The 25,579-nt window shown below is 62.3% G+C and carries 25 protein-coding genes; 13 read left to right on the plus strand and 12 right to left on the minus strand.

Going from position 1 to position 25,579, the window contains the following annotated elements; all coding sequences use genetic code 11:
• The first annotated feature begins 32 nt into the window (after positions 1 to 32).
• Complete coding sequence (locus tag FIU90_RS01515; protein ID WP_152433169.1) at positions 33 to 815, plus strand: SDR family NAD(P)-dependent oxidoreductase; 783 nt, start codon at positions 33 to 35, stop codon at positions 813 to 815.
• Here the strand turns inward: FIU90_RS01515 and FIU90_RS01520 are convergent.
• Together FIU90_RS01520 and FIU90_RS01525 are read right to left on the minus strand one after the other, a co-directional pair.
• On the minus strand, positions 798 to 1,697 hold the full coding sequence (locus FIU90_RS01520) for a DMT family transporter (protein WP_152435639.1): 900 nt from the start codon (positions 1,695 to 1,697) through the stop codon (positions 798 to 800). The two genes, FIU90_RS01515 and FIU90_RS01520, sit on opposite strands and share 18 nt — an antisense overlap.
• Before the next feature lie 17 nt (positions 1,698 to 1,714).
• Positions 1,715 to 2,713: a low specificity L-threonine aldolase gene (locus tag FIU90_RS01525; protein WP_152433170.1), complete on the minus strand. Its 999-nt coding sequence runs from the start codon at positions 2,711 to 2,713 to the stop codon at positions 1,715 to 1,717.
• Between the two features lie 52 nt (positions 2,714 to 2,765).
• On the opposite strand from FIU90_RS01525, the gene FIU90_RS01530 reads away from it, so the two are divergent.
• Positions 2,766 to 3,068, plus strand: coding sequence for a GNAT family N-acetyltransferase (locus FIU90_RS01530; protein WP_152433171.1), 303 nt, complete (start codon positions 2,766 to 2,768; stop codon positions 3,066 to 3,068).
• Here FIU90_RS01530 and FIU90_RS01535 read toward each other — a convergent pair.
• The 3 genes from FIU90_RS01535 to FIU90_RS01545 are packed head-to-tail and all read right to left on the minus strand — an operon-like array spanning position 3,014 to position 6,423.
• Complete coding sequence (locus FIU90_RS01535) at positions 3,014 to 4,657, minus strand: PH domain-containing protein (protein ID WP_234029582.1); 1,644 nt, start codon at positions 4,655 to 4,657, stop codon at positions 3,014 to 3,016. The two genes, FIU90_RS01530 and FIU90_RS01535, sit on opposite strands and share 55 nt — an antisense overlap.
• Positions 4,654 to 5,196 carry a PH domain-containing protein gene (locus FIU90_RS01540; RefSeq protein ID WP_152433172.1) on the minus strand — a complete coding sequence of 181 codons (543 nt, stop codon included), beginning with the start codon at positions 5,194 to 5,196 and terminating at the stop codon, positions 4,654 to 4,656. Before FIU90_RS01540 ends, FIU90_RS01535 begins: the two co-directional genes overlap by 4 nt.
• Before the next feature lie 57 nt (positions 5,197 to 5,253).
• Positions 5,254 to 6,423 (minus strand): acyl-CoA dehydrogenase family protein, encoded by a 1,170-nt coding sequence (locus FIU90_RS01545; protein ID WP_152433173.1) that lies wholly within the window; start codon positions 6,421 to 6,423, stop codon positions 5,254 to 5,256.
• A 115-nt stretch (positions 6,424 to 6,538) separates the two neighbouring features.
• Here FIU90_RS01545 and FIU90_RS01550 point away from each other — a divergent pair, with 115 nt between their 5' ends.
• Entirely contained in the window at positions 6,539 to 7,186 is a 648-nt protein-coding gene (locus tag FIU90_RS01550; protein WP_152433174.1) for a glutathione S-transferase family protein, read from the plus strand.
• Positions 7,186 to 7,944: an SDR family NAD(P)-dependent oxidoreductase gene (locus FIU90_RS01555; RefSeq protein ID WP_152433175.1), complete on the plus strand. Its 759-nt coding sequence runs from the start codon at positions 7,186 to 7,188 to the stop codon at positions 7,942 to 7,944. Before FIU90_RS01550 ends, FIU90_RS01555 begins: the two co-directional genes overlap by 1 nt.
• Here the strand turns inward: FIU90_RS01555 and FIU90_RS01560 are convergent.
• Positions 7,941 to 9,245, minus strand: a complete 1,305-nt coding sequence (locus tag FIU90_RS01560) for an MFS transporter (protein WP_152433176.1) — start codon at positions 9,243 to 9,245, stop codon at positions 7,941 to 7,943. The genes FIU90_RS01555 and FIU90_RS01560 overlap by 4 nt on opposite strands.
• Entirely contained in the window at positions 9,217 to 10,008 is a 792-nt protein-coding gene (locus FIU90_RS01565; protein WP_152433177.1) for an SDR family oxidoreductase, read from the minus strand. The genes FIU90_RS01560 and FIU90_RS01565 overlap by 29 nt, the downstream gene beginning before the upstream one ends.
• A 140-nt stretch (positions 10,009 to 10,148) precedes the next feature.
• On the opposite strand from FIU90_RS01565, the gene FIU90_RS01570 reads away from it, so the two are divergent.
• The 3 genes from FIU90_RS01570 (at position 10,149) to FIU90_RS01580 (ending at position 15,623) form a co-directional block, all read left to right on the plus strand.
• Positions 10,149 to 11,462, plus strand: a complete 1,314-nt coding sequence (locus FIU90_RS01570; protein WP_152433178.1) for an aromatic ring-hydroxylating dioxygenase subunit alpha — start codon at positions 10,149 to 10,151, stop codon at positions 11,460 to 11,462.
• A gap of 220 nt (positions 11,463 to 11,682) precedes the next feature.
• Positions 11,683 to 14,238, plus strand: coding sequence for a TonB-dependent receptor (locus tag FIU90_RS01575; RefSeq protein ID WP_152433179.1), 2,556 nt, complete (start codon positions 11,683 to 11,685; stop codon positions 14,236 to 14,238).
• A gap of 161 nt (positions 14,239 to 14,399) precedes the next feature.
• Complete coding sequence (locus FIU90_RS01580; protein ID WP_152433180.1) at positions 14,400 to 15,623, plus strand: aromatic ring-hydroxylating dioxygenase subunit alpha; 1,224 nt, start codon at positions 14,400 to 14,402, stop codon at positions 15,621 to 15,623.
• Here FIU90_RS01580 and FIU90_RS01585 read toward each other — a convergent pair whose 3' ends face one another.
• Both FIU90_RS01585 and FIU90_RS01590 read right to left on the minus strand, forming a co-directional pair.
• The gene (locus tag FIU90_RS01585) at positions 15,624 to 16,088 is read right to left on the minus strand and encodes a nuclear transport factor 2 family protein (protein WP_172970151.1); all 465 of its coding nucleotides are present in this window, start codon (positions 16,086 to 16,088) and stop codon (positions 15,624 to 15,626) included.
• Entirely contained in the window at positions 16,088 to 17,035 is a 948-nt protein-coding gene (locus FIU90_RS01590; RefSeq protein WP_152433182.1) for an SDR family oxidoreductase, read from the minus strand. Before FIU90_RS01590 ends, FIU90_RS01585 begins: the two co-directional genes overlap by 1 nt.
• A gap of 129 nt (positions 17,036 to 17,164) precedes the next feature.
• Between FIU90_RS01590 and FIU90_RS01595 the strand changes: the two genes are divergently transcribed.
• Both FIU90_RS01595 and FIU90_RS01600 read left to right on the plus strand, forming a co-directional pair.
• Positions 17,165 to 18,163, plus strand: a complete 999-nt coding sequence (locus FIU90_RS01595) for an NADP-dependent oxidoreductase (RefSeq protein WP_152433183.1) — start codon at positions 17,165 to 17,167, stop codon at positions 18,161 to 18,163.
• On the plus strand, positions 18,160 to 18,702 hold the full coding sequence (locus FIU90_RS01600) for a nuclear transport factor 2 family protein (protein ID WP_152433184.1): 543 nt from the start codon (positions 18,160 to 18,162) through the stop codon (positions 18,700 to 18,702). The genes FIU90_RS01595 and FIU90_RS01600 overlap by 4 nt, the downstream gene beginning before the upstream one ends.
• On the opposite strand, the gene FIU90_RS01605 is transcribed toward FIU90_RS01600, so the two are convergent.
• Complete coding sequence (locus FIU90_RS01605) at positions 18,699 to 19,115, minus strand: PaaI family thioesterase (RefSeq protein WP_172970152.1); 417 nt, start codon at positions 19,113 to 19,115, stop codon at positions 18,699 to 18,701. The genes FIU90_RS01600 and FIU90_RS01605 overlap by 4 nt on opposite strands.
• Here FIU90_RS01605 and FIU90_RS01610 point away from each other — a divergent pair.
• Positions 19,114 to 20,793, plus strand: coding sequence for a fatty acid--CoA ligase (locus FIU90_RS01610; RefSeq protein ID WP_234029583.1), 1,680 nt, complete (start codon positions 19,114 to 19,116; stop codon positions 20,791 to 20,793). The two genes, FIU90_RS01605 and FIU90_RS01610, sit on opposite strands and share 2 nt — an antisense overlap.
• Positions 20,794 to 20,803: 10 nt before the next feature.
• Positions 20,804 to 21,172 carry a nuclear transport factor 2 family protein gene (locus tag FIU90_RS01615; protein ID WP_152433187.1) on the plus strand — a complete coding sequence of 123 codons (369 nt, stop codon included), beginning with the start codon at positions 20,804 to 20,806 and terminating at the stop codon, positions 21,170 to 21,172.
• On the opposite strand, the gene FIU90_RS01620 is transcribed toward FIU90_RS01615, so the two are convergent.
• Entirely contained in the window at positions 21,169 to 21,705 is a 537-nt protein-coding gene (locus FIU90_RS01620) for a nuclear transport factor 2 family protein (RefSeq protein ID WP_172970153.1), read from the minus strand. The two genes, FIU90_RS01615 and FIU90_RS01620, sit on opposite strands and share 4 nt — an antisense overlap.
• An 86-nt stretch (positions 21,706 to 21,791) precedes the next feature.
• On the opposite strand from FIU90_RS01620, the gene FIU90_RS01625 reads away from it, so the two are divergent.
• Entirely contained in the window at positions 21,792 to 23,066 is a 1,275-nt protein-coding gene (locus FIU90_RS01625) for a cytochrome P450 (RefSeq protein WP_152433189.1), read from the plus strand.
• Positions 23,067 to 23,068: 2 nt separating this feature from the next.
• Here FIU90_RS01625 and FIU90_RS01630 read toward each other — a convergent pair whose 3' ends face one another.
• Positions 23,069 to 24,700, minus strand: a complete 1,632-nt coding sequence (locus FIU90_RS01630) for an FAD-dependent oxidoreductase (protein ID WP_152433190.1) — start codon at positions 24,698 to 24,700, stop codon at positions 23,069 to 23,071.
• 102 nt (positions 24,701 to 24,802) lie between these two features.
• On the opposite strand from FIU90_RS01630, the gene FIU90_RS01635 reads away from it, so the two are divergent.
• The gene (locus tag FIU90_RS01635) at positions 24,803 to 25,579 is read left to right on the plus strand and encodes an SDR family NAD(P)-dependent oxidoreductase (protein ID WP_152433191.1); all 777 of its coding nucleotides are present in this window, start codon (positions 24,803 to 24,805) and stop codon (positions 25,577 to 25,579) included.

Consider the following 25,579-nt stretch of genomic DNA (forward strand, 5'->3'; position numbering starts at 1 on the left):
TTGTGGGCGGGTCCAGCGATTAGAACGCTTCCATGGCGCGTTTGTTCATTTTCGGCCTCGGATACACGGCAAAGCGGATTGCCTCTGCGATGCGCGAGCGCGGTTGGGCGGTGGATTCGACCGGTCGCGACGGAACGGTCGTTTTCGCGGATCGAGAGTCAGTGTTAGCGGCTTTGGCGAAGGCGACGCATGTGCTCTCGTCGGTGCCGCCGAACCGGGATAGCGGGCCGGATCCAGTGCTCGACACCTATGGACGGGACTTTGGGCGTGCGTGGTACGGCTACTTGTCTTCGACCGGTGTGTATGGCGACCAGCAAGGAGCATGGGTCGATGAAAGCGCGCCCACCGGGATCGGACGCCGCAATGCCCGCTCGGATGCCGATGCGCTCTGGCTGAAGCTGGGCGCGCGGGTGTTCCGCCTTCCGGGGATTTATGGTCCGGGCAGAAGCGCGCTCGACCGTGTCCGCGAAGGCAAGGCGCGACGGATCGACATGCCGGGTCAGGTATTCAGCCGCGTCCATGTCGACGATATCGCGAACGGGGTTGTGGCGGCACTCACAAGCGATGCGCCTGAGGGCGCGTACAATCTCGGAGACGACCTGCCCGCGAGTGGCAATGCGGTGACCGAATACGCCTGCCAACTTCTGGGCCTCGAACCGCCGCCGCTCGAGACGCTCGAAGAGGCAAACTTGAGCGAAATGGCGCGCGGCTTCTATTCCGAAAACCGCCGCGTCGCGAATGGCAAGGCCAAGCGCTTGCTCGGCTGGCAGCCCACATACCCGACGTATGTCGAAGGGCTAGCGTCGCTGCTTTGAACGCAGCGCGAGCACCATCCCCACGACCGCCAGAACCATCCCGCCAGCGGTAAGCCACGTCCAGCGATAGTCCTCGAACAAAGTCGAGATCAGCATCGCGACCGAAATCGTCAGGATCGAATTGTAGGCAGTGCGCCCCGCGCCGATTTCACGCACCAGATTGTAGTGCAGCGGGAAGGTGATGACCGATCCGACAAGCGCGAGATAGACGATCCCACCCCAATACTCGCCGTTCGTCGGAAGCGGCGGCGGTCCAGCAGTCAGCGCGGCAAAGCCGAGATCGAACACCGTGCCATAGAGCATCGCCCATGCGAGCAGGCTCACCATCGGCACCCCGCGCCCGGTCGGGTTGGCCTGAATGACGTTGGCGACCGATGCGGCAAGAATACCGAGCATTGCGAGTACGATGCCGAGCGTCACATTGCCGCCAATCACGCCCGCATCCGGGTTCGCGCGCCATTCATGCACCAGGAGCAGCGAGACGCCCACAATCGCTATCGCGCTTCCGAGGAGAAAACCTCCCTGCACCTTTTCGCCAAGAAAGATCCGGGCAAACACGGCATTGGGCACCATCAACAACCCGAACATCATCGCGACTATCCCGGAGGTGACGTAAAGCTCAGCGTGGTAGACGAAGAGGAAGTTGCCGCTGAATTGAAACACGCCAACCACTATCGCGAGCATGTGTTCAGGTTGAGTGAGCCTCAACCGCCGCTTCATCAGGAACGCGACGAGGAACAGCGCGGGCGTCGCCAGAGCGAACCGGTAGAACACCGACCAGGCTGCAGGAACACCGTCGATCTGCCCGGTGATGACGTACCAGGTCGATCCCCAGATAGTGCCGGTCAGCAGAAACGGGACGACCACCCGCCATTGCAGCATCGAGGATTGTTCAGGACTCAAAGTGAAGCGATGGCCTTGCCGAGTGCAGCTGCGTCATCTTCCGGCGTGTTCCAAGCAGTGACGAAGCGTGCGGCTTCGGCACCCCAGTCGTAAAATTCGAAGCCTTGCCCGCGCAGCGCCTCGCGCTCAGTTTGGGTGAGCAGCACGAACAACTCGTTCGCCTCGACTGGATGCATCAAGCGTTCGCCGCAACCGCTCGCGACCTCTTGTGCCGCCGCATTGGCGTGGCGGGCATTCTCGAGCCACAAATCGCCGTCGAGCATCGCAAGGATTTGCGCTGCGAGATACCGACCCTTGCATTGCAGGTGACCGGCGCGCTTGCGGCGATATTTGACCATGTCGGCCTGCGCGGGATCAAACAGCACCACCGCCTCGGCGCTCATCCCCCCATTCTTGATAAATCCGAAAGCGAGGCTGTCCACCGGACCCGCCGCGACACCTGCATCTCCGCCCAGGAATGCAGCGGCATTGGCAAAGCGCGCGCCGTCCATATGCAGGCCGAGACCGCGCGCTCTGGCAAAATCGCCAAGCGAGGCAAGTTCACCAGGCGAATAGGTGCGACCATATTCGCTGGCCTGCGTAATCGCGATAGCGTGCGGCTGGACCTGGTGGACATCGTCACGGATCGGGTCGATCAGAGCGGCGATGCCCTCGGGCGTCAGCTTCGCGCCTTCCCCCTCGCACAGCATCAGCTTGGCGCCGTGGAGGTAGAAACCCGGTGCACCGCCTTCGTCGACCTCGATATGCGCCTCCTGGTGGCACACGACCCCGCCATGCGGCTGGCACATCGAGGCGAGCGCGAGGCAGTTCGCGGCCGTCCCTGTCGCGACCCACATAACGGCGCAATCGCGGCCGAACAGGTCGGTGAACCGTTCGTCCAGTTCCGCCGACAGCCTGTCGCCGTCATACGGATTGTCGGCGCTGTCCGCAGCGCGCATGGCTTCCCATACTTTCGGGTGCACTGGCGCGGCATTGTCGGAAAGGAACTTGCTCATGATGGAACGCCTCTAACCGAGCGAGCGTTGTTGGCAAGAAGGAGACACACGAATGTCGGACGATCTCGACCTTACGATCACCCATCATGTGCAGGGCCAGGGGGGCATCTATACTGCCGAGCTACCGGGTGAGGACGCCAAAGGCACGCTCGAATGGGAGCCGCGCGAGGAAGGTGTTCGCGTGGCGACGCACACGATCGTGCCGCCTGCCATCGGCGGCCGAGGCGTGGCGGCAAGGCTCGTCGACCGGCTTGTGGCGGATGCTCGGCGGCTCGGCTTCAAGATCATGCCGCAATGCTCTTATGTCGCTGCCAAGTTTGACGAAAACCCTGACTGGGCGGACTTGCGCGCCTGATGCGCCTGCTGGCTATCCAGCTCGGAAAAATCGGTCGCGGCGATTGTCTGAAGGATCTCGCGGCGGACTTTGCGCGCGCGTTCGAGCGGGACGCCGGGGATCGAAAACTCTCCTCCGGCAAGGCCCAGATGAAGCGTCGCATAGCCGCGAAGCCGGGCGAGCGGGCCTTGGGCAATCTCGACAGAATGAAGCTTTAGCCGCGCCGCGATCTGCGTTTGCGGAGAAAGCAGACCGGAGCGCGCCATGACCTGTCTTTCATCGAGTGCATGGCGCTTGAATCGCCACGAATAGAAGTTGGCGAAGGCAAAGAAAGCCGCAAGTGCGAGCAGGATGCTGATAACCAGACCGGCCCAGTCAGGCGCGAATTGCCACAGCGACGCGCCCACGACAGCGGCCAGCACGACGAAGAACAGCGCATCGATGAGCATGCCATCGTTGCGATACTGCTTGCTGGCGCGGTGCCAGTCCGTTGCATCATCAGGCAACCGGAATCCCGCCACTTCGACGATCCGTGCGATCTCGTCGAGCTTTGCAAAGGGCGCGACCACATGGCTCGACGAACCGGCATCCTGTGCCAGGCTCACGAACTTCAGCTCGTGCCAGCCGAAGCGATAGCGGATCATCCGCGTACCGATGCGAACTCCCTGCACGCGGTGGATCGGCATGACGACATCGGTCCTGGTAAAGAGGCCGCGACGCCGGCGAAACCCGCGCGCCGTGCGTTCGAGCAGGAAACCCCATTCGCGCAGGAAAACCCGCACCATGCCGGTGGCCGACCCGACGAAAAGCAAAGCGATGATCCCGAATATGGCGCTGACGATCTGGACGTTCGGTCCGAGCGCAGCGATCGTGCCGGTCTGCTCTTCGACGACGCCGCGCCACAGGTCCGCGTCCCAGATTTCGAAATCGATGAAACTGTCGGCGTATTGGAGAAGGCCGCCAAGGACCGCGAACGCCGCGAGCGAAAACTCGAACAGTCCAAACGTGAAAAGCCTTCCGGGGCCCATCGCGAAAATCGGCTCGCCGTCCGGTTCCACCTCGTGCGCCGTCGCCTGAGCGCCATCGACCGCACCCTCGTCTTGCGAGTCGCGGCGCTCTCGTACCAGCTGGCGTAGCTCCTCGCCCGCATCTTCGGTAAGATAAGCCAGCGCGAGGTCGTCCGCCCCGCCCGCGCCCGTCTCGAATTTGACCGATACGAGGCCGAGCAGGCGCGGCAGAAATTTCTGTTCGAGGCTTACGTCCTGAATGCGCTCGTAAGGAACCGAGCGCGCGGCGCGGGAAAGAATGCCGCTTTCGACGCGAATGTCTTGCGCGCCGACCGTGTAGGTGAGCCGTTTCCAGCGCAGGTAACTGAAGAGTGTGCCCAATGCGATGATCGCAATCCCGACGGGGAGCGCGATGAACAGTCCGACGCCAGCACTGCCGAAGGTTATCAGCAGGAGCGGGATGATTGCATTCTGGATGCTCTGGAGCATACCCACGATCACGCTCGCGGGTGAGGTGTGCTGCGGTTGCGGTCCGGCAGGCGCTGCCTCTTGCGTCACCTTCGTGACCGAAACCGAAGCGCTTTCGGGCGCGGGCTCGCTCACATGCTCTCCCGCTTGATATGCGCGCGGATTTCCTCTCGCATGTCATTGGCGAGCTGAAGGCCAAGGCCGGGCAAATGCACCGACGCGTTGTGACTTCCGGCTGTGTGGAGGGTCAATGTCGCGATATCGAAAGCGCGGTCGAGCGGACCCTGGTCCACGTCTATATGCTGGACCCTGCCGAAAGGCACCACGGTATCGGAACGCCATAGAATGCCCCGCACCACGCGCAGGCGATCATCCGAAATCTGGTAACCGCGCGCAGCCCAGCGCCGCGAGGGAACCCGGATGATGAAGATAAGCGCGAGGAAAACCACTACGCCGATGATCACACCATAGGGCATTGGATTGGCGTCGTTCGCGGCAAGCGCACCCTCGAGGATCAGGGCCCCGATCAGGAATGGGAGCGCGGTCAATGCCGCGCCGATCCGAAGCGTCGTCTTGTAATTGGGGTGCAGCCGAGTGAGCTCGCCGTCGTCATCGACGCGGCTACCCAAGGTCGCGGGTGCAGTCGTTTCGCTAACCGAAGCAGTCGTTTCCATGCTGTCCTGTTTGGACAACACAGCGCTCCATCGCAAGACCAATCCTGGCCTCGCGACCTAGCCTCTCTGGTTAAAACGCCGACCGATCATTGCAGCGGCGATATTGGTTTTCTGCACGTCGATCGCGCCACCCGCGATCCCCCAGGCATAGGCATCGCGCAGGCGCTGCTCCATGCCGTAATCCTTGTGATAGCCGTATCCGCCCATCACCTGCATCCCCATCGCCGTGACCTCGCGCACGATCTCGTTGGCGTAGCACTTGGCAAGGCTGCTTTCGTAGACGGTCGGCAATCCATCCGGCTGTCGGGCGGCATTTGCGGCTGCGCGATGGATCAGAAGGCGGGCGGCATCGACCTTCATCGCCATTTCGGCGAGCTTGAGCTGGACCGCCTGGAAATCGACGATGGGCTTGCCGAACGCCTCGCGCTCCTGCGTGTATTCGAGCGCCTGTTCGAGCGCCGCCGCCGCCAGCCCAAGCGCCTGCGTGGCGTTGCCGCAGCGTTCGAGGCCGAAAGCGCTCATCAGCTTGCCGAAGCCGCCCGCGCCGATAATGACATTCCCGGCAGGCACTTCCACGTCCTCGATCGATATGTCGGCCGTCGGGATGCCACGAAAGCCCATCAGCTCCTCGCGCTTGCCGAAGCTCATCCCCTCCATGTCTTTTTCGAGCAGGATCGCGCCGATGCCACTGGCTCCGGGTTCATCGGAAAAGCGGCAATAGGTGACGTAATAGTCGGAATGCCCGCCGCCGCTTGTCCAGCGCTTGTAGCCGTTGACGACATAGCCGTCGCCGGAAGGTTTGGCGGTGGTTTTGAGATCGGTGAGTGCGGTACCGGCATCGGGTTCGGACATGGAAACCGCAACGACCTTTTCGCCCTTGATAACCTCCGGCAGGATGCGCGCTTTCATCTGGTCCGAACCGAAGCGCTCGATGGTGCGCACCGGGCCGACCAGCGCCTCGAACACCGGAAATGCGACCGCGTTAGAGACCTGCGCGAATTCCTCGAGCACCAGCAACGCCTCGACATGACCCATGCCGAGCCCGCCATATTGCTCGGGCAGGTTCACTCCGAGAAAACCCATCTCGCCATAGGTGCGCAGCATGTCGTGCGGCACCGGATAGTCCTTTTCCTCCATGTCGCGGGCGAGCGCGGGCAGCTCAGCACGGGCAAACTTGCGTGCGGTTTCCTGTAGCTCGCGCTGCTCTTCGGTGAGGGTGAAATCCATGGGCCGCGTTAATCCTCTCTCGTCTCGTGTCCGTCCCCTAGCGCATTTGTGAGGGCGACGCGCAAGTGCCAAGCGCATAGGGTCTGGCCCACATCCAGAAACGGGAGAGCGATGCATGACCAAACTCCATTCCAGCCTCGGCCCCAATCCGCGGCTCGTGCGCATGTTCATGGTCGAAAAGGGTCTTGAAGAAGGCAAGGATTTCGAGCGGGTGCATTACGACATCATCAGCGGCGAGAACCGTAAAGACGCAGACTACCTTGCGAAAAATCCGCTCGGGACGATCCCCACTCTCGAGCTTGATGACGGCACCTGCCTCACCGAAAGCTGGCCGATCTGCGAATTCATCGAGGAAGAGCACCCAGAGCCCAACCTGTTCGGCGAGACATCGCGCGAGCGAGCCGAGGTCAGGAAATGGGCACGCCTGTTCGACCAGGAAGTCGTGGTGCCGATGACCATGGGGTTCCGCGCCACTGGCGGCAGACCGATGTTCGAACCGCGCATGCCGGTGGTGAGCGAAAGCGCAGGCGCCGAACTTTCGGCAATGGCGGACGAGAAATGGCGCTGGTTCGACAAGGCACTTGGCGAAAGCAACCATTTCGCGCTTGGGCGTTTCACTTTTGCCGATCTCATAGTGTTCGCCTTTGCCAATTTCGGCTTCACCGTCGGTTGGAAACTGCCCGAGGGCACCGATAATCTTGCGCGTTTCATCGAAACCCACAACCAGCGACCCAGCGCCGCGATCTGGCAGCAGGCGGAGTAATGCCCGGCCTTGATGGCGGGGTCGCGATTGTCACCGGATGCGCGAGCGGCATCGGCGCAGCGACCGTGCGGCGTCTGCGGGCGGACGGCGCCGAGGTTCTGGGAACCGATATCGACGAAGCTGCGGGCAAGGCGCTTTGCGAGGAAGTCGGCGCGCGGTTTGCCCCGCAGGACGTCTCGGATCGCCCCCAATGGGCCGAGATCGTCGCGCAGGCCGTCGATTGCTTTGGCGGTCTGCACATCCTCGTCAACAATGCGGGGATCGTCTCGGGCGCAAGCATCGCCGAGGTCGATGACGAGACCTGGGACCGGGTGATCGCGGTCAACCTTACCGGCACGATGGCCGGATGCCGCGCCGCCATTCCGGCGATGATCGAAAGCGGGCGAGGCTCGATCATCAACATAGCCTCGACCACCGCGATTGCGCCGCTACCGGGCGATGTGGGCTATTCGGCGAGCAAGGGCGGCGTGCGGGTATTGTCGAAGTCGGTTGCGACGTGGTGCGCGCAGCAAGGCCACCCTATTCGCTGCAACACGGTGATCCCGGGCGCTACGGAAACCGGAATCCTCGACGCCGCAGAGGAAGCAACACCCGGCCTCAAGGCCGCGGTTGCCGCAACGTCCCCCATGAACCGCCTTGCCGACCCGGCAGAAACGGCCGCCGCAATCGCTTTTCTCGCGAGCGACGAGTGCCCTTTCATGACCGGCGCGGAATTGCTGATCGATGGCGGCGCGCTTTCGATCCATCCGGGGTTTTAGTCCGCTCCGATCTTCGCGAGATAGCCCGACGGGCGCATTTGCGACGCGGTCCAGACGAACAGGACAATCGCGCCGATCCCGGCAGCGGCGCACACTCCGACCACCGCAATACCGAGCGCGTTCACACCATACTCTCGGGCAAGTGAGTCGCTGATCCAGCCGATCAATCCCAGGCCGACCGCCTGCCCCAAGATGTTGTTGAAGCACAGGGCAAAGGCGACCGCGAACCCGCGTTGCGAAGGCTCCACCGCGTTCTGGATGCCCGAAAGAATCCCTGCCTGGCTGGCGACGAATATGCCATAGCCCACGGCGAACAGGATCAGGAACGGCCAGAATTCGGCCATCTGAAAGGCGAGCCACAAAGGCCCGACCGAAAGCAGGCTTACCAGCCCCGGAAACCACGCGCGCCAACGCTCATCGATGGCTGTGAGCTTCTCGGTAAGAAAGCCTCCGATCAGCGGGCCCGGCAATCCGCCTGCGATATAGGCCAGGCCGAGAAACACGGCGACATCCCCGGTCGATACGCCGTATTGCCGGATGGCAGCCGGAGCGACCCAGAAAGCCATGCCGTAGCCGATCATGATCTGCACCGCGAAACCGGCGGCGAAGCCGAGATAGACGCGGTTGGAAAGCAGTGATCCGAGCGTTTCGCCCAGCGGCAATTGTTCGATCCGTGCGCCTTTGCGGGCGTAGCGTCCTCGCTGCGGTTCGCGCACCGTGAAATAGAGCAGCGCTCCGATCAATACGCCTGGAAGTCCCATAAGAACGAATGCCATTCGCCACCCAAACGCCTCTGCCAGAAGGCCGCCTGCCATCAGTCCGAATGCCGTCCCCATCGTCGCTCCTATCGTGAGGATGCCCATGGCACGCGCGAGCTCTTCGGGCCGGAAAAAATCGGCGATGAGCGACTGCGAGGCGGGGCCGGAACACCCTTCCCCAACGCCTACGCCGATCCGCGCGAGGAAAAGGGTCCAGAAACCGATCGCTAGCCCACACAGCGCAGTCATGATGCTCCAGAACGATATGGCGGCAGCGATGATGTTTTTGCGCACTGACCGGTCGGCAAGACGTGCAGCAGGAAAACCGGCGATAACGTAAATGATGCTGAACGCGACGCCGCCCAGCAATCCGAGCTCGAGGTCGCTGAGCGCGAATTCTCCCTTGATATCCTGAGTGAGGATCGAGAAGACCAGCCGGTCTGCAACGCTGAACAGGCTGGTGAGCGTCAGCAGCGCAAGCACATACCAACGATATAAGCCGCCAACGGGCCGGTCAGTGGTGTGGTCTGGCGTCGAGGCCATTGTCCACCGGCAGAGTCACGCCGTTGATGAAGCGCGCGTCGTCGGAAGCAAGGAACAACACGCAGCCCGCAATGTCCTTCGGCGCGCCGAGTGCATCGGCATCTAGCGGGCCATCGCGGATTTGCATCAGCTCTTCGCCCGACCGCCCTGATACCTCGCGCACCATGGGCGTCTCGATCCCGCCGGGCGCGAGCGCGTTGCAGCGGATCCCGTAACCCTCGTCCTGGCAGTGCACCGCAATCGAGCGGGTCATGGCGCTGATCCCGCCCTTGGCGGCTGTGTAGGCGGGGATCATCGGATAGCCCATCAGCGCAGCGGTCGAGGCCATGTTGATGATCGACGCTCCGTTCCCGCCATTGACCTTGTGCCGATGCTTCATGAGCGGAAGCGCGTATTTGCAGCCGAGAAATGTCCCGACGACATGGATGTCGAGATGCAGCTTGAAATGATCGAGCGGACATTCCTCGATGTTCTCGAAGATCACGTTGCCTGCATTGTTGACGAGAATGTCGAGCCCGCCATGGCGCTCCTCGACCGCATGCATCACGTCCTTCCATTGCTGTTCGTCGGTGACGTCGAGCGCCATCGCATCGCCGCCAATGCTGTCCGCCACGCGGTGCGCCTCTTCGACCTCGCGGTCGGTAACGATCACTTTCGCACCTTCCTCGGCGAGCCGTTCGCAATCGGCCTTGCCCAGCCCCATTGCGCCGCCGGTAACCAGTGCGATCCTGCCCTCGACACGCCCCTTGATCTGGCCGACCATCTCTGTCTCCCCTCTTTCTCTTTGCCCGCAAACGTATCGGGGAAGCGCGGGCGCACCACTGGCTAAAGCGCTGGGTTTTGCATCAAAGTGGGAGGTGCATGAGGCCGTCGACCTCCTAGTCTTGCCTCTGGGAGACGGCCATGATCACCGACGAGGAAATCGCCAGACTGCGTGCATTGATGGAATGGGAAGCAACCCGCACTGCGCCTCCGGAAGGTTTTCCCAAGCTCCCCGACATGCCCGCCGCGCGCTACACGTCGCCCGAATATTTCGAGCTCGAGCGCGAGCACATCTTCAGGAAGAGCTGGCTGTTCGCAGGTCATCTCGACGAGATTCCCGAACCGGGCTGCTACATGCGCTGGCACAATGCGGGCGATCCGATCGTCATCGTACACGGCATGGATGGAATGGTGCGCGCCTTCTACAACACCTGTCGCCACCGGGGCGCGCCGGTCGTGACCGAGGACCGGGGCAAGTCGAGCCGCCTGATGTGTGGCTATCACAACTGGACCTACAAGACCGACGGCACGCTTGTGGGAGTGCCCGAGCGGCAGGATTTTCCGCCCGATTTCGATATGAGTTGCCGCGGCCTGATCCCCGTGCGCTGTGAGCTGCTGGGCAATGTCATTTTCGTCAATTTCGACGAGGATGCGATGAGCCTGAAGGACTGGTTCGGCCCGCTTTGGGACGAGTGGGAGGAGTTCGCCTTCGATCGCATCAGGCTCGCTGCGCGACACAGCTTCGATCTCGAATGCAACTGGAAGGTGGCGATGGAGGCAAACATGGAAGTTTACCATGTGCCCTTCATCCACCCCGAGACGGTCGCCCCGCTGGTCGATAGCAGGCGCAATCTCAACACCATGTATCCGAACGGCCATGCGAGGATGCTCGCCCCGCCGCCCGAACAGACCGATCGTGAGCATGTCCGCGCGATCGACTCGCCGCCCGAATGGCTGCAGATCGAGAGCGTCGGCGAGATCGGGCGGACCTGCACCCAGAGCTACACCCTGTTCCCGAACTGGGTTTCGCCACTCTCCAATTACTTCGTGCCACCGCTCGTCTTTTGGCCGACCTCGCTCACGACCACGCGGCTGGAACTCGTGACAATGGCGCTCGACTGGGGTGACGGACCCGCGCCCGATCTCTGGACGGTGCCCGACGAGACCAAGCCGGATGGAAGGGACATGTCACCGATCATACTCGAGGACACACAGTTCGGGGAAGCGATTCAGCAATCGATGCAGAGCGCCGCATTCAAAAGCGTGCCACTCTCCTACCAGGAGGCCCGGATCTACAGCTTTCACCAGGCCTGCGACCGCATGATCGGCATCGGGAATGTGCCGGAGGATTTGCGGGTCGAACAGGTCATCGGTGATGAATGGACGTGGCCCAACGATCCCCGGGTCAGGCAGATGGAGAACGATGCGGTAAAGGCCCGGGAAGCCGCCGAATAGGGCTTCCGTTTACGTAAACCGACGCTACGGCATGGCCGATTTTGGCGGCCGTGTGACCAAAAAGGCGCATTTTCGCAAGGCGCCTAGCGCTTTTGCTAGATGAGCGCTTCCACCCCCCTCCATAGAGTCCGAGACATATCAGAAGGCGCGAAAAAGTGCCTCTGGGTTGGGGATTGGTACGTCGGCGCGACGCCGCGCGGCGAACCGCAAGGGAGAGAGCATGATGACCACACTTCACACCCGAATTGCCTCTAGCAAGAATTCGGCTCCGCTTCGGCGCGCGCTCATGGGCGGCGCCGCGATCGTGGCGTTCGCAGCCCTGCCTCAGACAGCACTCGCGCAGGATACGGAACAGGGCGCAAGCGAAGAAGCGGCAAGCGATGACGAGTATGGCGACCGGGTGATCGTGGTCCAGGCCCGCCGCCAGGACGAGAGCCTTCAGGAAGTGCCGGTCACCGTTACCGCCATCAGCGGCGAGGTGCTCGACAAATACGGGGTCGACCAGGTCGCGGACGTGGTCAGCCGCGTGCCCACCCTGAACGTCCAGGTCGGCGGTTCGGGCTCTGGCGGTCAGCTATCTTTGCGCGGTGTTGGATCCTCGAACATTTCGGCTGCGTTCGATTCCGCTGTCGCCTTCGACCTCGACGGTGTGCAGGTATCGACCATGCGCCTCGTGCAGGCGGGCTTCTTCGACACTCAGCAGATCGACGTCCTCAAGGGGCCGCAATCGCTCTTCTTCGGTAAGTCCGCATCCGCCGGCGTGTTCGCAATCCGCTCGGCCGACCCGACGCCCAATTGGGAAATCGGCGGCACCGGCAAATACGAATTCGAGGAGAAAGGCTACACGATCGAGGGCTACATCTCCGGCCCCGTGACCGACACGCTCGGCATCCGCCTTGCCGCCTCTTACAATGACATCGACGAATATGTGGAACTGCAACCCGGCACGCCTTCTGCCAATGGCCCTTTCCGTAGCCAGAAGAATTTCGTCGGTCGCCTGACTCTCGATTGGGAGCCGGACGACCGCTTCGATGCCAACCTCAAACTCCAGTACGTCAAGAACGAGGGCGATGGCGGAATCAACCACTCCGACATCTTCTGCGGCGCGAACGGCGTCGCCGATCCGGTGTTCTTGCTGCAGGGTGTGGTCGCAATCCCGGCGGGCAATGACTGCAACGCTTTCGACGGGAAATACTTCCTCCCCGACGCATCACCTGCGCTTGCACCCGGCATCCCGACGCCGTCGGAAGCTGCCGGACGCAATGGCGTGCCGTTCGCAGAGACCGAGATCTGGTTCGGGCGCCTGCTATTCAATCTCGACCTGTCGGACTACCTCACGCTGACATCGACGAGCGGCTATCTCGACCTCGATGCGGTGGATTTCGACTGCTACGCCTATGTCGGGATTGGCCCGGCATTTTCGCCGATCGGCAATGCGCTGATGGACCCGACTTTCCTCGCAGCGAACGCGCCGAACCTTGCGTTCAACAACGCACCCGGATCGCCGCAGAACACCGGCTGTTCGGACCCGGTCAACCAGCTTGAGCAGTTCACGCAGGAAGTCAGGCTGACATCCGACTTCGACGGCGCGTTCAACTTCATGCTCGGCGGTTTTTGGGAAAGCCGGACCTTTGTGTTCGACACGGCTCAAAACGGGGTCAACATCTCGCTGATCGCGCCCGACCCCGTCACCGGCTTCACCTATGACTGGGATAAACGCCACGAGACCAAGACCGAGGCTTTCTCGGTCTTTGGCTCGGTCATTGTCGACCTTACCGACCAGTTGGAGCTGTCGGGTGGTCTTCGGTACACCGACGAAAAGAAAGTGCAGACCATCAGCGTGCCGTACCTGCACACATTCCTGCAGGGACCGGGCTTCGTGGCGCCGGGGTTCTTCTCCGGCCCGATCGAGTTCACCGACGACAACCTCTCGCCCGAGGTGACGTTGAAGTACCAGGTCAGCGACGACTTCAACGTCTTCGCTTCGTACAAAACCGGCTTCAAATCGGGCGGCATCGACAACTCGGCACTCCCGTCGAGCAGCCTGAGCGCCGCAGCATTGAGCGGCGATTTCAGCCCGCTGATCTTCAGTTCGGAAACGGCAGAAGGCGGCGAAATCGGCTTCAAGTCGCAATTCGCCGACCGCACCTTCACGCTGAACGCGACCGCATTCTACTATGTGTTCAGCGACTTGCAGGTGCAGAACTTCGATGCCGTCACGATTCAATTCCTGACACTCAACGCCGGTGAAGTGACATCGCAGGGTGTCGACGTTTCGATGAACTGGCTCACCCCGGTCGAAGGCCTCAGCATCTCGGGCAACCTTGCCTATCTCGATGCGGAGTTTTCCGACACATTCATCACCAGCGCGGGCATCGATCTCAACGGACGCGACAGCGCACGTGCGCCGCGCTGGTCGGGCAACCTTGCTTTCGACTGGTTTATTCCGCTGGGCGACAGTCTCGAATTCGGTGTGTCGGGCAACATGATCTACTCGGACGAATACTTCACCAACGAGGATACGCTCACCGACTTCGTTCAGGAAAGCTATGTGACGTTCGATGCAACTGTCTCGGTCGGGCATCCCGACGGCAACTGGAAAGTCGCGGTGGTCGGCACAAACCTTGCCGACGAAATCTGGGTGAACACCTCGGGACCGCGGCCGTTCCTGTCGCCGGGAGGCGCAGCCGGCTTTGGCTTGCCGCTGGGCGACGACCTTGTCGTAACGCAGAACCGCGGGCGGCAGATCTTCGTAGAAACAAGCTTCCGCTTCTGATCCGCCATTCAACGTAACCCTCATGGAAGGGCGGGGCCTTGGTCGCAGGGCCCGCCCTTTCTCTTGGCCGTTCACCAATCACACGCCCCACCAAAAACGCGCATTGCCGCTTGTGCTGCGCAAGGCGCATTCTCTTTATCCGACATCATTGGGAGTGAGACATGTCGCGCGAAGAACTGGTTTCCATGACCCGCAGCCTCGTCGAGCACGGGGCGGCAGACACTATGGAGTATGCCGACGAGATCGTGCGTATCCCGGCATCGACCTACACCGATCCCGAGCTGTTTGAGCTTGAAAAGCTCAACATTTTTCGCCGCCTGCCGCTCATGGTCGCCCCCTCGTGCGAGCTGCCCGAACCGGGCGATTACAAGGCGATGGACATTTGCGGCGTGCCGCTCCTGCTGGCCCGCCAACGCGACGGCACCGTTGGCGCGTTCCTCAACATGTGCACCCATCGCGGCAACCCGGTGGTGAGCGGTACCGGCAATGCGAGCCGGTTCACCTGCGGCTATCATGGCTGGACTTTCAAGAACGATGGCGACCTCTTGGGCGTTGCAAGCCCGAAGGATTTCGGTGCGGTCGACAAGGCGGCATTATGCCTCAAGCGATTCCCGGTCTATGAGAGCGCGGGGCTGATCTGGGCTACGCTCGATCCGGACTCCGAATTGTCGATTGCCGATTATCTTGGCGGCTATGACGGGCTTCTTTCCGCTTTCGGGTTCGAAGGCTGGACGCTCTTCAGCCAGCGCACGCTGGCCGGACCGAACTGGAAGACGGCCTATGACGGCTATCTCGACTTTTATCACCTGCCGGTGCTGCACAAGGACACGTTCGGCGCGGATTTCTTCAACCGGGCCAATTACTTCTTCTGGGGTCCGCACCAGCGGCTATCGAGCCCGTCGAAATTCGTCCAGAAAACCGGCAGCGACGAGCAGATCGATCTGACGCAGTTGAGCGAGGACGAGTGGCCGGACGATGCGCTGACCCAGGGCGTGTGGACGATCTTTCCGCACATCTCGATCGCAAGCTTTTATGGCGGCGGACAGCGCGGGGCGATGATAAGCCAGCTCTTCCCCGGCGATACGGTCGCCGAAAGCTACACGACGCAATATTACGTCATGGAGAACCAGCCCGATACCGAGGAACAGGTCAAATCCGCGCACGAGCAGTTCGATTTCCTCGAAATTGTGGTGCGCGACGAGGATTATGCGACTGGCAAGCGCCAGCATGAGGCGCTGCAATCGGGGATGCTCGATCACGTCCTGTTCGGCAAGAACGAGCGCGGCGGTCAGGTCTTTCACCAATGGGTCGAGCGGCTGACCAATGCGAACGACGAGGAATTGCTGGAGATTTTCGCAGGCGAGCGCCGCGAAGCCGCCGAATGATCAGAAATCGAACGGCCGCTTTACCTCGCTCGGTCCCTTGACGGTCGGATTGTCATTGAGCGCAAGTTCGACCAGCGCAGTGTCGAAGAATTCGTGCAGCTCCACGATCTTACCGTCTTTAATCGTCATGATCTGGCAATAGGTTTGCAGGTATTCGTGCCCGCTCTTCGCGGTCCCTCCACCATACATCAGGCCGACAACGCGCTCCTCATCGGCGCACATGATCCGCCATTTGCGCGAGAACTGCACCGTCTCCGGCACCAGTTTCCCGACCACCATGTCGGCCACAAGCGGGCCGAAACATTCCGCCTTGCCCTCCCATCGACCTGAAACAGGCGTGGAACCTACGAGGTTGAACACAACGTCGTCGCTATGCAGGTCGGCCAGCGCCTCGAAATCCCCCGAAGCGAGCGCCTCGTAATAGCGCGTTGCGAGCGCGATATTGGCCTCGCGCCTGTCTTTCATCAGCCGAAAGCGGGGCGGAAATTGCTTTCGCCCCAATCCTGCCGCTTGGTCCATTCGCCCATGTTTTCAAGCTCGCCATCGAGTTCGGGAAAGCGCTCCATGACATAATCCATGTCGACTTCGAACGGCCTGGTCGGCGCGGTGTTGTTGTATTCGTAGAACGCCGCGATCCCGGCAGCGAATTCCTCGCGCATTTCCTCCGGCATCGAGTCCCCCGCGGCCTCGACCAGATAGCGGCCGAATTCCTCCGGGGTGCAGGGATCGTAGACGATCTCCTTGCCGAGCGCCTCGCTGAGGTATTTCGCCACCTGCGGACCCTTGATCCTCTCCGGCCCGCCGATATTGAGCCATGCGCCTTCCATATCGGGCCGTTCGAGAGCGGTGAGCATGAATTTCGCGACATCGTCCAGGCTGATCCAGTTCGCCTCGAGATGCGGCGCATGCGGATAGACGTATCGGCCTTCGTTGACGATAAAGGGGCGCGCCCAGTTGGTCAGCAGGTTGTCCATGAACAGCACGCTGCCGAACACCGTGCCCGGGCAGCCCGATCGCCACAGGGCATTGATGCCCTTGGTGTTCTCGCCATAGGTAAAAGGATCGCCCGGCTTGTCGGGAATCCAACTCGACGTGTTCCAGACGAGCCGCTTGACGCCCAATTCGGCGGCGACCTTGCCGAGATCGCCGATCAGCACCGCCCGGTCGGCGCGCGCCTGCAAGGGATGGGTGTAGAAGATATAGTCCGAGCCTTCGAGCGCGGGCTTGAAGCTGTCGGTGTCGTAAAGGTCCATCGGGCGCACCTCGACGCGCTCGACACCCTCGATCTTCGCGCCGCCGAACGGGTCCTCCTGCCGCGAGATCGCGCGAACATGATACCCTGCTTTCAGCGCCTGCCGCACCTGCGCCATGCCCTGCCTGCCGCTCGCGCCGATCACCGTGATGAGTGCCATCGATTCCTCCCTGATCGCTCGGGCGCGAGACTAGGTCGGGATACGGCAAGCCGCACCGCGCCAAAATGATAGCAGCCTAGCAAAAGCGAGGGCTTGCGGCCTCGCGGCAGGCCTCGGACAAGATGCGCCATGAAGAACCGCTTCTGGCGCATCGAGACCCGTCCCGAGGGCAATGATTTCGCGAGCGCGCTGGCGCTGGTCGAAGAAGCGCTGCCCGACCTTTCCGAAGGCGAAATCCGCATCCGCAACGAGATGCTTTCGATGGATGCCGGAACCCGGCTCTGGCTCACTGCCCGCGAGGACGGATACCAGCCGCCGCTGCCCGTCGGCGCACCGATGACTGGACTGGTCGTGGGCGAAGTGATTCAGTCACGCGCCAAGGGTTTTGCCGTGGGGGACCTCGTGCGCGCCTTTGGCGTCTGGGGCGCGGTGAGCCAGGTCGATGCGGAAATGTCCGGCGCGATCAAGCTCGATCCTTCCGTCAAAGACCGGCGCGCATGGTTCGGTCCGCTCGGCATGAACGGGTGGACCGCCTTGTGGGGTATCGAGGAAACCGGCGCTGCCAAGAAAGGCGAGCGCGTGCTCGTCTCCGCTGCAGCCGGTGCAACTGGGATCCTCGCCGTCCAGATCGCAAGCCTTCTCGGCTGCGAGGTATGGGGAATTGCCGGGGGCAGTGAAAAGTGCCGTTTCCTCACCGACGAGATCGGGATTGCAGGCGCAATCGACTACAAGGCGAATGACGTCAGGGCGCAGCTCGACAAAGCCGGCGGCTTCGACGTCTATTTCGACAATGTCGGCGGGCCGCTGCTCGACCATGTACTCACCCGCATGAACCATTACGGGAGGATCGCGGTGTGCGGCCTGCTCGCCGATTATTCATCGGGCACGCGAACATCGCCAAGGGAGTTCGACCAGGTGCTGATGCGCCGCCTGCGGGTCGAGGGGTTCTTCTCGCCCGATTTCATGGACCAGGGCGAGCGGCTGACCACGCGGCTCAGGGCTTGGCTGGACGCAGGCGAATTGCAGATGCCCTACGACGTGACGCGCGGGCTCGAAAACACGCTTGCTGCCTATGAAAAACTCTTCACCGGGGGCAATATCGGCAAGGTAATCGTGGAGCTCGAATGATGGATCTGAGGCTGGAAGACCGCGAAGCGATCCGCGACCTGATCGCCGCCTATGCCCACGCGATCGACCGGCGGCGGTGGGACATGATGGAAAAACTCTTCCACCCGGACGCGCAATTCCAGTTCGGCACGGTGCTCGGCGGCTGGCGGGGCTTTGTCGAACAGGCGCAGGCGATCATCGATCCGTGTCTCGCCACGCAGCACCAGCTTGGTCAGGTCCAGTTCGGTTTCGAGGATGACGTCACCTGTCACACCGAGACATACATGACCGCAATGCACACGATCCCGGCCGGCTACCCGATCGCCGATGTGTTTCCGGACCAGGGCAGGATTTATTCCGCCGTGATCGCCGGACGCTATGTCGACCGCTTCGAGAAGCGCAACGAAGCGTGGCGGATTGCCCGCCGCATCGGACTTTACGACTGGCGCGAATTTCGCGAGGTCGAAGGCGTAGACCTTTCCGAAATGCCGGAAGGCTCGACCGGATATCACGACGACCGCGACCCCTCGACGCCCGTGGTGGCGCGCTGGCGCGGCTAGCTCCTGCGGATCGCGAATACCCCCGTCATGGTCGCAATCGCCTCCCCTTCGCGGGTGATCTGCCCCGAAGTGTAGGCCGTGCTCCCGCCCATCCGGTCGATCCGCACGCGGGCTTCCAGCCAGTCTCCCAGTTTCGCGCCGGCGAGGTAATTCACGCTCAGGGTGACGGTCGATGGCGCAAGCCGGGGGCGTTCGGCATCGTAGACCGCGTGACTGAGCGCGACATCGGCAAAGGTCGAGAGCACCCCGCCATGCGCGGCATCCCTGTAATTGATGTGGTGCGCCATGATCCTCAACCCCACGATCTGCGGCGCGTCCGGGACAGGCTTGAGGTAATAGGGTCCGCCATAGTCGAGAAAGCCCGGCGAAAAGGGTGCGCGGGTGAAGCCTTCGGGCGGTTTTGGATCGCTCATGCGTATCAACCTAACGCAGCTGGCGAGCGGCGCCGCTATGAATTGTGCCAATGACGCGCGGCCCGTCACCCGCCTAGTCTCCCCCTCCATGGGAGAACAGGCAGCAATCGAAGCGGCGAGTTTCTGCGACATCGTGCGCGAACACGCGCGCCTTCAGGGCGATACACCGGCATTCACCTTCGGCGATGAGGTCATCACATTCGCGCAGCTGGAGGAGGGATCGAACCGCGTCGCCCATGCGCTGCTGGCATCGGGCCTTGGCAAGGGCGACCGCGTCGCCTTCCTCGGCAAGAACCACCCGCTCTATTTCGGGGCCCTGCTTGGCGCGGCCAAGATCGGCGCGGTAATGACCCCGGTGAACTGGCGGCTCGCAGCGCCGGAAGTCGCCTATATCCTCGACAATTGCGATGCACGTATCGTCTTCGTCGGCGAAGGCTTCGCCGAGATGGTGGACAAGGCGCGAGGCGACACGGCCAAGCTTGAACGCATCATCGGCATCGACGCGCCCGACCAATCCGGATGTGATTACCGCACCTGGCGTGATGGCTTTCCTGCCGATCCGGTCGACGTGCGGATCGACCTCGATGACGATGCGCTGCAGCTCTACACCTCGGGCACGACCGGACGGCCGAAGGGCGCGGTGATGACGCATGGCTCGATCCTTTCGAGCCGCGATCCCTCGCACGAGGCGGAGATGCGCGAATGGCAAAAGCCGATCCCGGGCGATGTCACTCTGCTCGCCATGCCATGCTTCCACATCAGCGGGACAGGCACTGGCATCGGCACGATGGTCGCGGGCACGAACTCGATCGTCCTGCCCGAATACGATCCGGCCAAGGCGCTGGATCTGATCGAGAATTACAACATCTCGAAAATCTTCCTCGTTCCCGCCGCAATCCAGATCCTGCTCAATCACCCGCGCGTGAACGAGGTCGATTTCAGCCGGCTGAGATATGTCACCTACGGTGCCTCCCCGATACCGCTCGAACTGATGAAACAGGCGATGGACGTGCTGGGCTGCGGCTTCGTCCAGATGTATGGGATGACCGAGACAAGCGGCACGATCGTCGCGCTCGATCCGGAAGATCACGTGCCCGAAGGCTCTCCCAAAATGCGCAGCGTCGGCAAGCCGCTGCCGGGCGTCGAGATCAAGATAATCGACGAAGCGGGCGATGAGGTGCCGGTCGGCACGGTGGGAGAGATCGCCACGCGGTCCTCCAAGAACATGCGCGGCTATTACAACAACCCGGAAGCCACCGCCGAGACGATCGATGCCGAGGGCTGGCTACGCACCGGCGATGCGGGCTATCTCGACGAAGATGGCTATCTCTTCATCCACGACCGGGTGAAGGACATGATCATCTCCGGCGGGGAGAACATCTACCCGGCGGAGGTCGAGAATGCGCTCTATTCGCACCCGAATGTCGCCGATGTCGCGGTGATCGGAATCCCTTCGGATAAGTGGGGCGAGGAAGTGAAGGCCTGCGTCGTTGTGAAGGAAGGGGAAGAGCTGACCGAAGCCGAGGTCATCACCCATGCGCGCGAGCACATCGCGGGATACAAATGCCCCAAATCGGTCGATTTCATCGCCGCCTTGCCGCGCAACCCATCGGGCAAGATCCTGCGCCGCGAACTGCGCGCGCCCTATTGGGAAGGCAAGACCAGAAACGTCAATTAGGGAAGCGAATATGGCAGGTGAAGCACAGAGGGTAATCGAGGAATTCTGGCGCATTCAGGACGAAGGCGACTACACGAAGCTCGCGCCGCTCTTTGCCGAAGACGCCCTGCTCGAAGACCCGGTCTGGGGCACGCACAAGGGGCGCGAGGCGATCCTCGGATTCATGACCACCATGGTGAAGGAAATGACGGCGCGCAAAATCCGCTTCACCGTGGACGAGATCTGCGGGGACGATCATGCCGCATGGGCGCGTTGGACCATGCATGTCGGAGACGGGCATTCGTCCGAAGAGACGCGCGGCGGAGTGGGCATTTACAAGGTGCACCACGGCCAGCTCACCTATTACCGCGACTACATGGACCCGCCTGTCGAGGACTAGAGTTCGCGATATCGCGGATGCCCGCCCGCATCGATTCTGAGCGTCGGCAGCGGGAAATCGGGGTCGGGTTCGAACATGGGCTGGTCCGCAAGCGGGCTCTTCCAGTCGACGATATAGGTCCGCGCCGAGATGCGCCACTCGAGGCCGTCTACGCCCACTCGCTTTTCCCATTCGTCGAGATAGCGGCCGCCGATCAGGTCGCCGGCGATTGTGCCGTCGTCCTGCAACCGCCCGCCGCCGAAGATGCCATAGCATTCGCTGCTCGCGCTCGTATTCGAATGGAAACGGATAAGCGGCGAGGAAAGCATGTGCCAGCGCCGCGCCAGATTGCGCTCGGTCTCCATCACGACCGGCAGGAAGTCCTCCGCCCGACCCGTGAAAAAGCCGTATTCGATATGGGCGTCGGGCCAGTAGCAACTCGCCTGCCCCTCCTCATCGAGCCAGTCGAGCGTCCGGCAATAACGCTGGATCACATCGCCGATCGCCTGCCTGTCGAGCAGTTCCTGCAAGGCCTGTTTCTGTGATTCGTCCATTGCTCCCTCCCCAATCCGCCAATTGCGCAACCGTGATATCGCGGCGATCATGCACCCGATGCCATAGGCAAAATCGGGAGGGATGGATGGCGACCGCCGCCAATGACGACCTCAGCATCGACCTGTTCGATGCCGAGCTGCAGCAGTGTCCGTATGACGCCTACCGGCAGCTGCGCGACGAGGCGCCCGTCTACAACATTCCCGGCACCGACATGTATGTGGTCACCCGTTATGAAGACGTGCGCGCGGTGCTGATGGACCCGCAGCGCTTTCCCTCCTCTGCTGCCGACAGCCAGTTCCGAGCCAGCGCCGGCGATATCGAACGCGCTCAGAAGGTCGCCGCGCGGTTCGAGGAAAAGGGCTGGGTACCCGCACCGACGCTGAACGGCCGCGACGATCCCAATCACAAGCAGATGCGCGCCATGTTCAACCAGGCATTCAAGCCGTCGAAGATCAAGGAGATCGACCCGCGTGTGCGAGCGCTCGCCTACGAGCTGATCGACGGCTTCATCGAAGACGGACGCTGCGAGTGGGTCAGGCAATTCTGCGTCCCGCTGCCGCTTTTCATAATCGGCGAACAGATGGGCGCGAAGCGAGAGGATATGTGGCGGATCAAGCGCTGGACCGATGCGTTCTTCCAGCGGATTTCGCTGATGCTGCCGGAGGACCGCCACATGGAGATGGTCGACCGGGAGATCGAGGCGCAGCGATATTTCCAGCCGATCTTCGAACGGTTGCGGGAAAACCCCGATGACAGCCTCATTTCGGTGCTCGTTAATACCGTTATCGAGGAATGGGGTCGTCCGCTGACCGATAACGAACTTCACGCAGAGATGATGGCGGATACTTTCGTCGGCGGCTCGGAAACCACCACCAATGCGCTCGCGGCGGGAATGAAGCTGCTGATCGAGCACAAGGATGTCTGGCACCGGCTGAAATCCGATCCGGACCGCTACATGAAGACCTTTGTCGAGGAAGTCGTGCGGCTCGAAAGCCCGGTTCAATCGCTGATGCGCTTCGTGCGCGAGGATACCGAGCTTTCGGGCGTGACGATCCCGGCGGGCGCGATGGTCAATATCCGCTTCGCCGCCGCCAATCGCGACGAGCGCGTGTTCGAATGTCCCGAAAAACTGGACCTCGAACGGCCCAGGGCCGGTTCGCACATGGGCTTCGGGTCAGGCACGCACCATTGCCTGGGCGCGCCCTTGGCGCGGCGCGAACTGACATGGGGCTTCACCGCCGTCGTCGACCGTTTCGAGGACATGTGGTTTGCCGAAGGAAAGAACGACTTCGAGTATCACCCGCACTTTCTGCTGCGCTCGCTGAAAGAGCTGCATATCGAGTTCGAACCGAAGACGTAGTTTCAGGCGTTCGCACGCGCCGCCGAGCGCCCGGCGATATAGCCGAATGTCAGCGCCGGGCCGAGAGTGCCGCCCGCCCCGGCATATATCCCCCCGGTCGGACATGCGATCGCATTGCCCGCGCCATAGAGGCCGGGAATTGGCTCGCCATCGTGTCCGAGAATGCGCGCCTCGCCATCGGTGCGCGGGCCGCCATTGGTTCCGAGCACTCCCATGCGGATTTCGACCGCGTAGAACGGCGCGCGCTCCAGCTTGCCGAGCGTCACCGCCGCGCCTTCCCGGCTGCGGTCGCCGTAGAAATGATCGTAGGCCGATGTGCCGCGTTCGAAATCCGGGTCATGCCCGGCATCGCAATGGCGGTTGAAACGCTCGACCGTCCCACGGAGGCTTACCGCGTCGACGCCGATTTCTCCCGCGAGATCCTTCAGGCTGTCCGCCCTCGCCACCCAGTCGAGAACCGGCTGACCTGGCAGGCGCGGGCCGATGGGGTAACGTTCGACGTAATTCGCATCGAACACCAGCCATGCGGGCAGATTCGGGTAATCGTAGCTTTGCGCGTCGAACTGGTGGAATGCGCCCGCGAGCGCGGAATAGTTCGCCGCCTCGTTGCAGAAGCGCTTACCCGCCCGGTTGACCATCAGCGAATGGGGCACGGTGCGTTCGATCAGGACGGGCACGGCACGCTGTTCTCCGCCGAATTGGCTTTGGGGCCAGGGATTGTCCGGGATCACCAGTGTCGGTGCCCACCAGCCTTGCGTCATGTTGCCGAGTTTCGCCCCGGCCGCCATCGCCAGCGCCAGCCCCTCCCCCCGCGCGGTTGGCGGGCTGGCCGGCGCATCCATGGGCCCGCGCAGGAAGGCTTGGCGCATCTCCCTGTCCCACTCGAACCCGCCCGTCGCAACGATCACTCCGCGTTGCGCCATGAGCTTCAGGTTGCGACCCTCCCGCACGATCTCGATACCGGTGATGCGTCCGCCATCGCGCAGCAGGCGCCTGGTCTTCGCGTTCAAATGCGGCTCGATCCCCCGGTCGAGACAGGCCTTGAGCAATCGCCCGACCATCGCCTGCCCGAAGCCGCGCTCGTTGTTTGCCATGCGGCGCGCAAGCTCTTCGGGAGGCACAACGCCCGTGCCGCCGCCCAGAGGCGTCTCGCGCAGCATCATCGGCTTCGCTTCCTCGATTGCAGTGATCCGTCCCGCCCAATCGCCCAGTTCGTCGAGCGAAAAGAGGTCGTGGTCGAGCGCGCGTCCGCCTTTCGCCTTCGCGCCCGGGCGGTCTAGATAATAGTCAGGATAGCCATCGAGCAAAGCGACCTTGAGCGCGCCCGCCTGTTCGAGAAAATCCAGCGCCTTCGGACCCTGATCGACGAAGGCCTCCAGCGTCTCGTCCACAAGGTCGCCGTGGTCGAGGCTGCGGAAATAGGCGAGCGCCTCTTCGCGGCTGTCTTCCAGCCCGGCGGCGCGCTGGCGGGGATTGTCCGCGACCCAGATCACCCCGCCCGAAACCGCCCCGGTCCCGCCGATCCGGTCAAACCGCTCGATAAGTTCCACTTTCGCTCCCGCCTCGTGCGCGGCGATTGCGGCGGTCATTCCGGCGGGTCCGCAGCCCAATACGATGACGTCGACATGCTCCATCGCCGCATCAAGCCGCCACGATCGGGGCGCGGCAATCCCTCATTTTGGCAAGGTGCGCCCCGCCCCGCAGCGCGCTAGGCAGTGCCGGAGAGGGAGAGGCGCATGAAACTGGAAGGCAAAATTGCAGCGATTACCGGCGGCACGGCGGGGCTCGGGCGCGGAATTGCCGAGGCGTTCCTCGCCGAGGGCGCCAGGGTCGCGCTGTTCGCGCGCAATCCGGAAAAGGGCGCCAGTGTGGTCGAGGAACTGGGCGGGAGCGAGAAGGCGCTGTTCGTCGCGGGCGACGTGATGAACCAGTTCGATGTCGAACGGTTCATCGACAAGGTGATCGAGACATTCGGCACGATCGACATCCTCGTGAACAATGCCGGCGGCGCGGGCGACCTCCAGCCGATGCACATGCTTTCAGACGAGGCCTTCGACGAGGCGATGAAGTGGAATGTCTATTCGACCTTCTGGGCGACCCGCCGGGCGCTCCCGACCCTGCTCGAAAAGGGCGAAGGGCGGGTGATCAACATGTCCTCCATGGAGGGCAAGCACGGCAAACCGGTCTTCACCGCCTACACCGCCGCCAAGCACGCGGTGAACGGCCTGACAAAAAGCCTCGCGCGCGAGGTAGGAGAAGCCGGCATCACCGTGAACTCGATCTGCCCCGGCCTCGTCGTGACCGACATCATCAAGAATAACGGACCTGCCACGGCGAAGGCGATGGGGATGGAATTCGACGAGATGATCAACATGTTCGCGCAGGAAGCGGCGATCAAGCGCCCCAACACAGTAGAGGAAGTGGCTGCGGTCGCGTTGTTGCTGGCGAGCAAGGAAGGGGCCGGGATCACCGGCGCGGCGATCAGCGTGGACGGCGGCACCGCGCAGTATTAG

It is taken from the genome of Erythrobacter sp. THAF29 (genome assembly GCF_009363635.1).
GTDB lineage: Bacteria > Pseudomonadota > Alphaproteobacteria > Sphingomonadales > Sphingomonadaceae > Erythrobacter.

Bases quoted from the DNA above. Each gene is read 5' to 3' on its own strand.
- FIU90_RS01540 (WP_152433172.1), bottom strand. From the start codon at position 5,196: ATGGAAACGACTGCTTCGGTTAGCGAAACGACTGCACCCGCGACCTTG.
- FIU90_RS01530 (WP_152433171.1), top strand. From the start codon at position 2,766: ATGTCGGACGATCTCGACCTTACGATCACCCATCATGTGCAGGGCCAG.
- FIU90_RS01605 (WP_172970152.1), bottom strand. From the start codon at position 19,115: ATGAGCGATCCAAAACCGCCCGAAGGCTTCACCCGCGCACCCTTTTCG.
- FIU90_RS01580 (WP_152433180.1), top strand. From the start codon at position 14,400: ATGTCGCGCGAAGAACTGGTTTCCATGACCCGCAGCCTCGTCGAGCAC.
- FIU90_RS01620 (WP_172970153.1), bottom strand. From the start codon at position 21,705: ATGGACGAATCACAGAAACAGGCCTTGCAGGAACTGCTCGACAGGCAG.
- FIU90_RS01625 (WP_152433189.1), top strand. From the start codon at position 21,792: ATGGCGACCGCCGCCAATGACGACCTCAGCATCGACCTGTTCGATGCC.
- FIU90_RS01635 (WP_152433191.1), top strand. From the start codon at position 24,803: ATGAAACTGGAAGGCAAAATTGCAGCGATTACCGGCGGCACGGCGGGG.
- FIU90_RS01575 (WP_152433179.1), top strand. From the start codon at position 11,683: ATGATGACCACACTTCACACCCGAATTGCCTCTAGCAAGAATTCGGCT.
- FIU90_RS01525 (WP_152433170.1), bottom strand. From the start codon at position 2,713: ATGAGCAAGTTCCTTTCCGACAATGCCGCGCCAGTGCACCCGAAAGTA.
- FIU90_RS01520 (WP_152435639.1), bottom strand. From the start codon at position 1,697: ATGCTGCAATGGCGGGTGGTCGTCCCGTTTCTGCTGACCGGCACTATC.
- FIU90_RS01555 (WP_152433175.1), top strand. From the start codon at position 7,186: ATGCCCGGCCTTGATGGCGGGGTCGCGATTGTCACCGGATGCGCGAGC.
- FIU90_RS01560 (WP_152433176.1), bottom strand. From the start codon at position 9,245: ATGGCCTCGACGCCAGACCACACCACTGACCGGCCCGTTGGCGGCTTA.
- FIU90_RS01585 (WP_172970151.1), bottom strand. From the start codon at position 16,088: ATGAAAGACAGGCGCGAGGCCAATATCGCGCTCGCAACGCGCTATTAC.
- FIU90_RS01600 (WP_152433184.1), top strand. From the start codon at position 18,160: ATGATGGATCTGAGGCTGGAAGACCGCGAAGCGATCCGCGACCTGATC.
- FIU90_RS01610 (WP_234029583.1), top strand. From the start codon at position 19,114: ATGCGTATCAACCTAACGCAGCTGGCGAGCGGCGCCGCTATGAATTGT.
- FIU90_RS01565 (WP_152433177.1), bottom strand. From the start codon at position 10,008: ATGGTCGGCCAGATCAAGGGGCGTGTCGAGGGCAGGATCGCACTGGTT.
- FIU90_RS01515 (WP_152433169.1), top strand. From the start codon at position 33: ATGGCGCGTTTGTTCATTTTCGGCCTCGGATACACGGCAAAGCGGATT.
- FIU90_RS01570 (WP_152433178.1), top strand. From the start codon at position 10,149: ATGATCACCGACGAGGAAATCGCCAGACTGCGTGCATTGATGGAATGG.
- FIU90_RS01595 (WP_152433183.1), top strand. From the start codon at position 17,165: ATGAAGAACCGCTTCTGGCGCATCGAGACCCGTCCCGAGGGCAATGAT.
- FIU90_RS01590 (WP_152433182.1), bottom strand. From the start codon at position 17,035: ATGGCACTCATCACGGTGATCGGCGCGAGCGGCAGGCAGGGCATGGCG.
- FIU90_RS01545 (WP_152433173.1), bottom strand. From the start codon at position 6,423: ATGGATTTCACCCTCACCGAAGAGCAGCGCGAGCTACAGGAAACCGCA.
- FIU90_RS01630 (WP_152433190.1), bottom strand. From the start codon at position 24,700: ATGGAGCATGTCGACGTCATCGTATTGGGCTGCGGACCCGCCGGAATG.
- FIU90_RS01615 (WP_152433187.1), top strand. From the start codon at position 20,804: ATGGCAGGTGAAGCACAGAGGGTAATCGAGGAATTCTGGCGCATTCAG.
- FIU90_RS01550 (WP_152433174.1), top strand. From the start codon at position 6,539: ATGACCAAACTCCATTCCAGCCTCGGCCCCAATCCGCGGCTCGTGCGC.